The sequence below is a fragment of the Planococcus sp. SSTMD024 genome (assembly GCF_041320495.1).
GTDB lineage: Bacteria > Bacillota > Bacilli > Bacillales_A > Planococcaceae > Planococcus.
Map to the genome: position 1 here is coordinate 360,001 of NZ_JBGGNS010000022.1, position 12,137 is coordinate 372,137.

Annotated in this window: 11 protein-coding genes and 1 pseudogene; 8 read left to right on the forward strand and 4 right to left on the reverse strand. The window is 49.9% G+C overall.

All coding sequences use genetic code 11. The features are described from left to right. The first annotated feature begins 29 nt into the window (after positions 1–29). The 7 genes from AB9R92_RS10650 to AB9R92_RS10680 all read left to right on the forward strand — a co-directional run bounded on the left by AB9R92_RS10650 (position 30) and on the right by AB9R92_RS10680 (position 6,942). On the forward strand, positions 30–476 hold the full coding sequence (locus AB9R92_RS10650; protein WP_370669427.1) for a GNAT family N-acetyltransferase: 447 nt from the start codon (positions 30–32) through the stop codon (positions 474–476). A gap of 245 nt (positions 477–721) precedes the next feature. Beyond that, positions 722–1,171 (forward strand): Lrp/AsnC family transcriptional regulator, encoded by a 450-nt coding sequence (locus tag AB9R92_RS10655; protein ID WP_211655340.1) that lies wholly within the window; start codon positions 722–724, stop codon positions 1,169–1,171. Positions 1,172–1,535: 364 nt separating this feature from the next. Beyond that, on the forward strand, positions 1,536–2,477 hold the full coding sequence (gene nikB / locus AB9R92_RS10660) for a nickel ABC transporter permease (protein ID WP_370669428.1): 942 nt from the start codon (positions 1,536–1,538) through the stop codon (positions 2,475–2,477). Between the two features lie 15 nt (positions 2,478–2,492). Then, positions 2,493–3,380 carry an ABC transporter permease gene (locus AB9R92_RS10665; RefSeq protein ID WP_370669429.1) on the forward strand — a complete coding sequence of 296 codons (888 nt, stop codon included), beginning with the start codon at positions 2,493–2,495 and terminating at the stop codon, positions 3,378–3,380. Positions 3,381–3,399: 19 nt separating this feature from the next. Continuing rightward, a complete protein-coding gene (locus AB9R92_RS10670) occupies positions 3,400–4,956 on the forward strand; it encodes a glutathione ABC transporter substrate-binding protein (RefSeq protein WP_370669430.1) in 1,557 nt (518 codons plus the stop codon). A gap of 8 nt (positions 4,957–4,964) precedes the next feature. After that, positions 4,965–5,981, forward strand: coding sequence for an ABC transporter ATP-binding protein (locus AB9R92_RS10675; protein ID WP_370669431.1), 1,017 nt, complete (start codon positions 4,965–4,967; stop codon positions 5,979–5,981). Further along, positions 5,947–6,942, forward strand: a complete 996-nt coding sequence (locus AB9R92_RS10680) for an ABC transporter ATP-binding protein (protein ID WP_370669432.1) — start codon at positions 5,947–5,949, stop codon at positions 6,940–6,942. The genes AB9R92_RS10675 and AB9R92_RS10680 overlap by 35 nt, the downstream gene beginning before the upstream one ends. Before the next feature lie 62 nt (positions 6,943–7,004). Here AB9R92_RS10680 and guaC read toward each other — a convergent pair whose 3' ends face one another. The 4 genes and pseudogenes from guaC to AB9R92_RS10700 all read right to left on the reverse strand — a co-directional run bounded on the left by guaC (position 7,005) and on the right by AB9R92_RS10700 (position 11,019). Beyond that, positions 7,005–7,988, reverse strand: coding sequence for a GMP reductase (gene guaC / locus AB9R92_RS10685; protein WP_370669433.1), 984 nt, complete (start codon positions 7,986–7,988; stop codon positions 7,005–7,007). A 123-nt stretch (positions 7,989–8,111) separates the two neighbouring features. Further along, positions 8,112–8,904, reverse strand: a pseudogene (locus AB9R92_RS10690) (DUF817 domain-containing protein). A 193-nt stretch (positions 8,905–9,097) separates the two neighbouring features. Further along, positions 9,098–9,571: a hypothetical protein gene (locus AB9R92_RS10695; RefSeq protein WP_370669434.1), complete on the reverse strand. Its 474-nt coding sequence runs from the start codon at positions 9,569–9,571 to the stop codon at positions 9,098–9,100. Between the two features lie 269 nt (positions 9,572–9,840). After that, positions 9,841–11,019 carry a macrolide family glycosyltransferase gene (locus tag AB9R92_RS10700; protein ID WP_370669435.1) on the reverse strand — a complete coding sequence of 393 codons (1,179 nt, stop codon included), beginning with the start codon at positions 11,017–11,019 and terminating at the stop codon, positions 9,841–9,843. 342 nt (positions 11,020–11,361) lie between these two features. Between AB9R92_RS10700 and AB9R92_RS10705 the strand changes: the two genes are divergently transcribed. Next, positions 11,362–11,559: a DUF6440 family protein gene (locus AB9R92_RS10705; RefSeq protein ID WP_370669436.1), complete on the forward strand. Its 198-nt coding sequence runs from the start codon at positions 11,362–11,364 to the stop codon at positions 11,557–11,559. Positions 11,560–12,137: the final 578 nt, after the last annotated feature.

The window sequence follows — 12,137 nt, forward strand, 5'->3', positions numbered from 1 at the left end:
AATGATTTCACACAGAAAGAGGCGCACTTATGAACATCAGCTATCAAAAATTCATTTCCGAGCCGCCTAAAAACATAGTGGAAGAGATCACGGCGCTGCACCGGGAAATTTTCGGCGGGCCAGGCCATTGGCTGGAGAAGCTGAACAGCCAAGAGCACGTGTTGGTCTACGTGGCTTTAGTAAACGGTCAAGTCGCGGGCTATAAGATCGGCTACGGCCTGGACGGCCAAACCTTCTACAGCTGGCTCGGCGGCGTGCGCCCGGATTTCCGGAAGCTCGGTATAGCCTCCGAACTGATGCGAAGGCAGCACGCAGACTTGAAAATTATGGGCTTTGAAGCCGTCCGCACGAAAACGATGAACAAATGGCGCGGGATGCTGCTGCTGAACATTCAAACAGGATTCGATGTTGTGGCAACCGAAATCGATCAGCGCGGGCAGTTGAAGATTGTGTTGGAGAAGAGCTTGGATACGTGAACGATGCAACGGAAATTCTGGAATCGCCTGCTGGCCATGGCAACGATCAGGCATATGGTATGATAAGGAAAATCTGTGCAGCAGCCTGAAAGTCAAAGCCTTCTGTGCATCGGATTTGGAAAGTGGCGAGCCTTGGGACAGAGCGGGAAAGGCTTTTGAAATGCGGGCCTTGAAAAAATGCGCATTTTAAAACTGGAGGAGAATGGCTATAATGAAGTCATTCTATCGAATTTGAGGTGTAAAACATGAAGTTGGATAATACGGATAAAAAAATTCTGGAATTGTTGACGGTGAATGGACGCACTTCATATGTGGATATCGGAAAAGAACTGAATCTGTCCCGCGTGGCCGTGCGGGAGCGGGTTCAAAACTTGATTGAAGAAGGCGTCATCGAAAAATTTACAGTCGTCATTAACAGCGAAAAGGTAGGCAAGAAAGTTTCCGGATTCTTTGAAGTGGATTGTGAACCGGGATCGCTCGTCGAAGTGGCGCAGGCCCTGGCAGACAACCCGCAAGTCGCCAGCTGCTATCAGATGACTGGGCCTTCCACCTTGCACATGCATGTTTTGGTGGATGACTTCATCGATCTGGAAAAATTCATCAATGAAGAATTATACGCACTCGAAGGCATTACGCGAGTCGAGAGCCATATCCTGCTGAGAAGGTTCAAAAGCAGAAACGGGCTAAAACTCTGACTCGCTTGCACCATCTGATAAGCCAGCCCTCCATTTATTCTGCAACACACTCGCAAAAGGTTTAACCGGCGAGCGTGATGCAGTTTATTTTTTTGCAATCATTTTATTTCGTATATCGCAATAAAAGTGTATGCAAATTCCGTTTTGTTCCAAAAAGATGGATAAGATGATGTATTTCAGACAAAAAGTAAATAAAAATAGAGTTTCTTGTGCTTAAAGAACCAAAATTCCGATTTTTTATGTATTAATTGAAAATTCATATAGAATTTAATATTCGATTACTTTATACTGTAGAACATCAATATTTATTCTTTTGTTAATCAAAAAAGGATAAATGCTTTACTAATGTCTAGGAGGTGGGGGTTTGGTTTCACTAATTATACAGCGGACATTGCAATTGGTGTTCTTATTGTTCGGCATATCGTTTCTTGTTTTTTCGTCCATGCATATAGCGCCCGGGAATCCGGCTGCTGTCATCGGCGGACCGACAGCGACTGCTTCCGATATAGAGGCGATCGAAGAAAATCTCGGCTTGAACGATCCGTTCCTGACGCAGTACGCCCGTTATGTGGGGAATGCAGTCCAAGGTGATTTCGGTTATTCCTATCAGACGACGCAGCCGGTGGCTGACGCGATCTTGGTGCGCTTTCCCAATACATTGAAGTTGGCGGTCGCGAGCATGATTGTCGCGGTGATCATCGGCATCATTACAGGCCTCATCTCAGCCTTGAGGCAAAATTCCTGGCTGGACGTTTCGGCAACCACGTTTGCGCTCGCCGGCATCTCCATCCCGAACTTCTGGCTCGGGGCGCTGTTGATCCTCGTGTTTGCCGTCAATCTCCAATGGCTGCCAGTAGGGGGCATGTCGAACCCCTGGTACACGATGGACGGCATCAAGGAGTTGATCCTTCCGGCGATTACCTTGGGGACCGGGTCGGCCGCAATGATCGCGCGCATGGCGAGATCTTCGATGCTTGAAGTCATCCGCGCTGATTACGTCAGAACCGCTCGTGCCAAAGGCGTCAAAGAAAAGAACGTCATTTGGATCCACACATTGAAAAACGCGATGATCCCGATCATCACGATCATCGGATTGAACTTTGGCTTCTTGCTCGGCGGAACCATCATCACCGAAAAAGTATTCGCCATCAACGGCGTCGGGCGGCTGATGATCGACGCCATTGCAGCCCGCGACTTCCCGATGGTCCAAGGCTCGGTGCTCTTGGTTGCGACGTTGTTCGTCCTTGTCAATTTGCTCGTCGATATCATCTACACCTATATCGACCCGAGAATTAAATATGATTAAGAAAGGAGGAGGCTTATGGCTACTGTCGAGTCCGTAAAAACGAAAGAAAAGAAGCGCGAGAAATACATTGTCACGACGATGCGGCGCTTGTTTAAAAATAAATTGGCGATTGTCGGCCTGGTCATCGTCATCTTGCAGATCATCCTGGCGCTATTTGCGCCGTTTATGACAGCGCATGACCCGGCAGCCCAGAACTTGGCGAACCGCGAACTTCCGGTTTTCAGTGAAGGGCATTGGCTCGGAACGGATAATTACGGCCGCGACGTGTGGAGCCGGATCGTCTTCGGCGCCAGGATCTCGCTCGTAGTCGGCATCACCGCCGTATCGCTCGGGTTGATCGGCGGAACGATCCTCGGGCTGTTGGCAGGTTATTACCGGAAACTGGATGCGATCATCATGCGATTCGTTGACTTGTTGTTTTCATTCCCGGGAATTTTGCTGGCGATGCTGATCATCGCGATTCTTGGCACAAGCCTAGTAAATGTCGCCATTGCCATCAGCATCTGGTCGATCCCGACTTGCGCACGGATCGTCCGGGGCTCGGTTCTTTCCATTAAAGAGAAAGAATACATCATGGCGATGCGCTCGATGGGGGCATCGGATCTGCGCATCATGATTCGCCACATCTTGCCGAATGCCTCAGCGCCGATCATCGTCTTTGCAACGATGCGCATGGCCACGGCCATTCTTTCCACCGCAGCGCTCAGTTATTTAGGGCTCGGCGCACAGCCTCCGACACCGGAATGGGGCGCCATGATTTCGCAGGGGCAGGATTTTATGTGGTCAGCGCCTCATTTGACCATCGTGCCCGGCATTGCGATTATGCTGACGGTTTTTGCTTTTAATGTACTCGGTGACGGATTGCGCGATGCGCTCGATCCGAACATGGATCTACAACAATAAAAAACAGGGGGAATCATTGATGAAAAAATACTGGCTCGTACTACTGGCGTTCTTCGGCATCCTGGTTTTAAGCGCTTGTTCAGAAAGCACCATTCCCGAAGACGCGGAAGGAACAGGCGGCGATTCGTCGGGATCGAGTGATGTCGACCAAGAAATCATCTACGCCTCAACGACGGACGCGGTCGGCCTGTCGCCGATTATGACCAACGACTCGGTCTCTTCCAGCGTCACAGAACAAGTCTATGAAAAACTGTTCGTCAGAAATCCCGAAACGATGGAAATCGAGCCGATGCTCGCAGAGTCCTACGAAACACCAGACGATCTGACATGGGTCATTACCTTGAAAGAAGGCATTGAGTTCCAAGACGGCACGCCGTTCAATGCGGAAGCCGTGAAATACACGTTCGAGAAACTGATCGACCCGGAAACGGCGGCGCCGCGTGCGTCCCTATTGGAGCCGGTCGATGAAATTACAGCAGTCGACGAAAATACCGTCGAGATCAAAACGAAATATCCGTACGGCCCGCTATTGGCGGCTTTGTCCCATTCGAACGCAGCAATCGTCAGCCCGACTGCCGACCAGGAACAAGATTTGATGCAAGAACCGGTCGGCACTGGCCCGTTCAAATTCGAAAGCTGGGCGACTGGCGACCAAGTCGTGCTTGAGAAAAACGAAGATTATTGGGGCGGTGCACCGGAACTCGACCGCGTTGTTTTCAAAGTAGTCCCTGAAACGTCCACGGCGATCTCGATGCTGCAGACAGGCGAAGTCAACTTCCTGGATGCGCTGCCGACAGAACAGATTTCACGCATTGAATCAATCGACAATGTCGAAGTGACCAAACAAGACGGCACGCCGGTGTACTACTTGACGTTCAACCACTCGAGAGAGCGCAACCAAGACCCGGATTTCCGCAAAGCCGTAGCGAGTGCCATCGACCGTGATGCGTTCGTTGCGAACTTGAACGATTTGGGCGTCAGAAGCGACAGCATCCTCGGGCCGCAAGTATTCGGCTACGATGAATCAGCGGATGATGCAGGAACAGCGTATGATCCTGAAGCAGCCAAGCAATTGGTGGAAGAAAACGGCTACGGCGACGAGCCGATCAAATTGCTGTCCGCCAACCGCGACAACTTCATCTTGATGGCCGAAATCGTCCAATCCCAATTGACGGAAGCCGGATTCACTGTCGAAATCGAAACGATGGAATGGGCAACATTCCTGGATACAGCGCGCAGCGGTGAATACGACATGACCTTCCTGAGCTGGTCGAACGTGACAGGCGACGGATCTGAAATGTTCTACCCGAACTTCCATTCAGACAATATCGGCGCATCCAACCGTGCGCAGTACAGCAACCCTGAATTCGACGAATTGGTCGAAGCCTCACGCACAAGCATCGATCAGGAAGAACGCCGTGAAATCCTTAACGAAGCGAACCAGTTGATGCTGGCGGAAGATGCAGCGATCGTCATGTACCACGGTGTCGTGACATCAGCTACCGATCAATCGATCCAAGGCTTGGAAATGGACCCGAACGGGCAGTGGAGCTTGTATAACGTAACGAGAGAGTAGGGGGAACTATGACACATGCATTGCTTGAAGTGAAAAACTTGGTGACATCGTTCCGCACGTCCGGCGGAACCGTGCAAGCCGTTAAAGACGTTTCATTTCATGTCCATAAAGGAGAGACGCTGTGCATCGTCGGCGAATCGGGATGCGGGAAAAGCATCACGTCTTTATCCGTCATGCGCTTGCTTCCTTCCAATGGCGAAATCGAAAGCGGCGAAATCCTGTTGGACAACAAACCGCTTCAACAGCTGTCCACAGACCAAATGCGCAAACTTCGCGGCAACCGGATGTCGATGATCTTCCAGGAGCCGATGACCGCATTGAACCCGGTACTCACCATCGGCTATCAGTTGCGTGAACCGTTGATGCTGCATAAGGGCATTTCGAAAAAAGATGCTTCGCAGCAGGGCATCGAATTATTGCGGCAAGTCGGGATTCCGAATCCTGAAAAACGCTTGAATCAATACCCGCATGAATTGAGCGGTGGCATGAGACAACGCGTCATGATCGCAATGTCACTCGCCTGCAACCCGAGCTTATTGATTGCCGATGAGCCGACGACAGCGCTTGACGTCACGATACAGGCGCAGATCTTGGATTTGATCAATGACTTGAAAAAAGATTTCGATATGGGCGTCATGATGATCACCCATGACATGGGGGTCGTCGCCGAAGTCGCCGACCGCGTCATGGTCATGTACGCCGGGAAGAAAATCGAAGAAGGGCCGGTCGAAGAGATTTTCGAGAATCCGCAGCATCCGTATACGCGCGGCTTGTTGAATTCGGTGCCGAACGTGGACGACCCGGATTTCGAACTCGAGCCGATCCCTGGCAATATGCCAGGATTGGATGAACAGATTTCAGGCTGCCGCTTCCATCCGCGCTGCCCGTTCGCGACGGATAAATGCAAAGCGGAAACGCCGCCTGAAATTACGGTATCGGAAGGCCACTATGCCAGTTGCTGGTATGCCGAGAAAAAGGGGGTGGAAACCGATGAACACAGCAGAGACCTTGCCGCCAAAACCTGAAATCCTGTTGGAACTGCATAATGTGAAGAAATACTTCCCGATCAAAAGCGGCGTATTGAAACGCGTCACCGGGAACGTCAAAGCGGTGGAATCGGTGTCGCTGAAATTGTATAAAGGCGAAAGCCTCGGCGTCGTCGGGGAGTCCGGCTGCGGAAAGTCCACCCTCGGGCGCACGATTCTCGGCCTGGAAGATTTGACTGACGGCAAAATCCAGTTCGACCAGCAGGAAATCCAGGACCTGAAAAAGAAAGAAAAAAAGAAGTTCGTCAAGGAAATGCAGATGATCTTCCAGGATCCTTACGCTTCCTTAAATCCGCGCCAGCGCGTCGGACACGCGTTGGACGAAGTGTTCCGTATGCATACCGATATGTCGGCGCAGGAACGCAAAACCGCCGTCATGGACTTGCTGACGGAAGTGGGCTTGAAAGCCGAGCATTACGACCGCTACCCGCACGAATTCAGCGGCGGGCAGCGCCAGCGTATCGGCATCGCGAGAGCCATCGCGCTCAATCCGCAGTTCATCATCTGCGATGAAGCGGTATCGGCGTTGGACGTCTCGGTGCAGGCACAAGTGCTGAAGCTATTGAAAACGCTGCAGGATAAATACAATTTGTCCTATCTGTTCATCTCGCACGACCTTGGGGTGGTCCGTTATTTCTGCGACCGCGTCCTGGTCATGTACTTAGGGAATACGGTGGAAATGGGCAATGTCTCAGACATCTTTAAAAACCCGTTGCACCCGTACACGCAAGCCTTGCTGTCTGCGATTCCAAGGCCGACTGTTAAAGCGAAGAAAGAACGCGTCCGTTTGGTCGGGGAGATGCCCAATCCGGCAAATCCACCGACAGGCTGCCCGTTCCATACACGCTGCCCGATCGCACAGGACGTGTGCAAAGTTGATAAGCCTGAGTTTATCGAACACCGGGAAAATCATTTTGCCGCGTGTCATTTTGCAGGCTAAACGAAAAGCCGGTTGCGGGGAATTTCCCGCAACCGGCTTTTTTATTGTTCTGCTTCAACTGATTAATACACTTTATCCCCGTTAAAAATCGAGTTCTTGACGATGACGTAATCCACTTGGCGAATCGACAGCAAATGGTCGCCGCCCGCATAGGAAATTGCCGACTGCAGATCTTGTTCCATCTCGACCAACGTGTCTTTCATCGAGCCTTTGAATTCCACAAACATTTTCTTGCCTTCGACGTTTTTCTTTTCGCCTTTTTGGAACTCGGACGCTGACCCGAAGTATTCCTTCAGGAGCTTGCCGTCCTGTTCGACGGTTTGCCCCGGGGATTCTTCGTGCCCGGCGAACAACGAGCCGATCATGACCATCGACGCGCCGAAACGCACCGATTTGGCGATATCGCCGTGCGTGCGGATGCCGCCGTCTGCGATAATCGGCTTGCTCGCGGCTTTCGCGCATAGGCGCAGTGCAGCCAATTGCCAGCCGCCTGTGCCGAAGCCGGTCTTGATCTTCGTGATGCACACTTTGCCAGGCCCAATGCCCACTTTCGTCGCATCTGCGCCTGCATTTTCCAGCTCGCGCACCGCTTCCGGCGTCCCGACGTTGCCGGCAATGACGAAGCTTTTTGGAAGCGATTTTTTGATGTGCTGGATCATGTCGATCACGGAATTTGAATGGCCATGCGCCACATCGATGGTGATGTATTCCGGCGTCACGCCAGCGTCCACCAATGCTTGAACGAACTCGTACTCTTCCGGTTTGACCCCGACGCTAATCGACGCATAAAGCCCTTGCTCTTGCATGTCTTTTGCGAACGCCAAGCGTTTTTCCGGCTCGAAGCGGTGCATGATGTAGAAATAATTATTTTCTGCCAGGAATTTGGCGATCTTTTCATCGACGATTGTCTGCATATTGGCCGGCACGACTGGCAACTTGAACGTACGCCCGCCAAACTCTATGGATGTGTCACATTCTGAACGACTATTTACCACTGCTTTTGCAGGAACGAGCTGTATGTCTTCGTAATCAAATACATTTTCCATTAATTACACCCCTAAACACGAATATTTTAACGTGGGACGAATAAAATCGTTCGTCCATATGATAATTTACTCCATTTATTGGGGAATGTCAAAAGTTCTTTGCCTGGAGCACAAAACTTTCCATCAGCTTTCTTTTCGTGCCATCACGCTGGTTCGTTCGGGTTGTTGCAATGAACTTTTCACCCGCTTCAGCTGGGCGACGATGATCACCGAGATGATGACGAGCAAAAACCACGAGCTGATTTTGCCGATATGGACGAGCGACCAAGCCGCTTCCTGGTTCGGGTATTGCCAAGCGTCGAGGAAGGTCGTGATGTTTTCCGCAATCCAGATAAAGAACCCGATCAACAGGAACGACAAGATCAGCGGCATCTTGAAGGTTTTCTTATCGATGCGGAACGTCACGACGGTGCGGAAGAAAATCAGCACCAGCACCAATTTCAGCCCCCAGCGGATGTCGTAGGTGAAATGATGCGTGAAAAAGTTCGCGTAGATGAGAACGCTGATGGCGATGCTGTAGAACGGTTTCGGCCAGCCATACATGTGCAAATCGAAACGCCGCCACGCCTGGCAAATATAGCTCGCGACACTGGCGTACATGAATCCGCTATAGAGCGGCACGCCGAAAAACTTGCTGTAGGCTTGTTCGGGATACGCCCACGAGCCCATATGGACCTTGTACAATTCCAGCCCGAGCCCGATTGCGTGGAACACCAAAATGACTTTGAACTCATCCCATGTCTCCAGTTTCGATGTGAGCATAAACACTTGTGCGAGTATGCACACGCAAAATAAAATCATAACGAGGCACAAACGGAATCTCGATATATTTCGACACAGCGAGTGCCGCAAAAATGATGACGGGAAAAATGCAGCACAGCGCTTGCCGGTAGCCGAACAGCCAAAACGTTTTCATCACGCAGCGCCTCCCAGAAGGTGGGTTTTTAAAATGGACGCTAGGGGTGAGGGGAGGTTGCCGGGGGAAGAAGAGGATACTGCGGATTATGATGGCGCAAAAAAAATCCCAGTCTCCGGAACTGAGATCTTTTTCGAGTATGTAGTTCAACTGATTGATTGGAAGAAATGTCTACTGGGTGACACAAGAGCGGCTAGCCATTTGCTGACTGCTCTTTCAAGCCCGCTATTCTTATGATTTCGCCTAAGTTGTAGCCGATCCAAGCTCCAAGAAACGGGAAGGAAAAGCTGGACAAGTTCCGATTGGAGGAGTCGAATTCCGTGTTAAAGACGAAAACGGACATGCCGATACCCAAACCAGTAAATAGGACAATTTCGATTATTTTGGTGCGCTTCCATTTCTTCTTCCCCCAGCGCTTTCGATCGAATGTTTGAATGCGCCGCATCGTTTTTGTTCCGATAATCGTTCCTGTTATCAAGGTATATAAGCTGAGCACGGTCATTATTAAGAGAAATACGATGAGTATCCAGGTTACGAATAAAATTTTTCCGTTCCCCAATAAATAACCAAACAACAAGAAAATCACCAGCATGAAGAGATTGCCCCAGAGCAATTGCTTCTTCTTTAACTTTATTATTTCTATTAGTTCCTGTTGCGTTGCTTCCATTACATCCTGCCTTTCTGTTTTGAAAATCTAAAACACCGCAACTTCTTTTTAGTGGTAGGAAATGGGTCATACTCTATAAAACATTTTAACATATATAGTCAGAATATTTTTATTAAAAATCCTTAAAATAGTAAATATGCAATTTATTAGAAATATACTTGTGCCGGCAGCAACGAAATAAGACCATCAAATTTGCATGCAATTTAATGGTCTTAATACATTAAATTTTATATTTGTACGCAAGAGAAGCCGAGAACTTCGGCCATTCGCTAATTGTTCTCTCCGCAGATCGACAAGATGACACGCGCAGCTTCGGCGGCACCGCCGGCTTCTTGAAAGCCGAGCGATAATTGCTGCGCTTCGTGCCGATAAGAAAGGTCAGACAGCACTTGCGCTGCTGCCGTTTCCAGCTCTTTGGGCGTCGTGCCTTTAAGCAAGACGCCGGCGCCGAGTTCCGCCACCCGGTCGGCGATCATTTTTTGTTCGCTGTGCTGCGGAAACAGCACCATCGGCACCCCGAAATACAAACTTTCGCTGACGCTGTTCATGCCGCAATGGGTGAGGAACACGTCGGTATTCTGCAAAACGGCGATTTGGTCGACCGACTGCTGGACGGTGAAATTGCTCGGAATGTCCGGCAATAGCGACAAATCCGTTTTTCCGCCGGTGGATAAGGTGACTGCATACTCCTCGTGCGCAAATGCTTGGAAGCAATTGCGGTAAAACGCCGGGTTGCGGTTGAGAATCGTGCCAAGCGAAATGTAGATCCGTTTACGCCGGTCGCCCTTAGGCTGCGCCATATGCTCCGGAATCGAAGCCCCGACAAAGGCGTAGCGTTCGGAAGACGTCTCTGACATCGGCTGGAATTCTTTCGACGTGTAGAAGACGGTGTTGGTATCGTTGTCATTTTGAATCAAGGAAACGAAATTTTTTACCGCAAAGCCGTGCTCGTTCAATAGCTTGATCTTTTTGCGGATGCGCCGCATGCCGCGCAACATAAGCCAAACTTCTTTGGCACCAGGTTTGAGCGATTTCGCGGTATGTTGATTAAAAGCAAACGTCGTCGTCGAACAGACATAGGGGATGGCGAGTTTTTGGGCGAACAGTTTGCCCCAAGCGGCGATGGAGTCGGAGACGATGCAGTCCGGCTCGATGTCTGCGAGTTGCTCCGCCGCATAGGGTTCCATGGCGATCGTCGTGTCGGCGACCATTTCGATCAACGCCGCAAAATCCCTGCCGACTTTCTTCTCCAGCTCCTGTTCGGAAAACTTCGGCAGGAAGCGGTCGCAGCCGATAAACGTGGCACCGGCCCCTTCGATCTTTTCCCGGAATTCATCGAACGAAAAATACCACACCCGATGGCCCCGTTTCGTCAGTTCCTTGACCACCGGAAGGGTCGGGTTCGTATGGCCATGGGCAGGAAGTGAAAAAAAGACGATGTTCTTCATAAAAGTCTCCTCCTTGGGTTCGACGGTCTGGCTCATTTCCGCCAATTCTCGCAATGCAAGAACGTTCCATTTCTCTTAGCTTCACTATATAGCGCACATTCCGCAAAAGCCATAAACGTCTGCCTATAAAATGAGGATACATTCGATTTCACGCTATGGAGCGGAACCTGAAGGGAATAACAAGAAGATTTTTGGATATCCGGTTAGAAACTGGTAGGCTGCAACTAGAGCCAGGTGACGAATTTTTAGTTGTCGTCTCGAAATGCGAGCCAAGCAATATCAGAATGAGCGAAGCATAGCCAAAGCCCGTAGCAGAAACAAACAAGTCTAGGAGGAATGTATATGTTTGGAAAGAAAAACGAACAAGATCAGCGCTTCTATATCAAATCATCCGAAGACGTCCCGACGCTCGGCCGGATCATCGTCTTAGTCGACCGGGAGACCGGCGTCAACTATCTCCAGACCTGGGTCGGCAGCGGAAGCGGGATTACGCCGCTGCTGGATTCCAACGGGCAAGTGGTTGTGGAAGAAGGGCTGTAGAAAAATAAACTGAAAAATCTCCGGAAGAGCGTATGTGCTCTTTCGGAGATTTTTAGTTTGAACTTCAACCACTGGCTTCTACTTTTGAGGCATAGTGAACGTCACGGCAGCCCCATCGCTTTCATCAATCTTCGAAAAGATCTCTGTAAGAACCTTTAATGCTCTTTCATTTGATTCGTACTTGCCCATAACTTTGTTCCACTGATCCAATAGGCTGTTCTCTACAAACCCTTCGACGTACTTTCCTTTGACAGAGATGTTTTTAACATTCATCAGGTTTTGTTTGTTTTGTGTAAGTATCCATAGCATAGCAACGAATCATCCTTTCCATTCAGGTATCAAACTTTTGTATCGTCTATATGAAGAAATATTCACTCCAGCCCTTGTTCGTCTTGCTCCATTTGCTTTCGATGATCGCGCCATCCCACCCACAAAATAATTTCCCACCAAGTATCGTCAATAAAACCCTCTTTCTTCTAGTATAACAGAGGAGAGATTGGAATATTACGGGAGGTGGGCACTTTGCACGTTGTAAAGACGGGCCACTCAATCGCTTGCGAATAAATTAATTAAGTGGA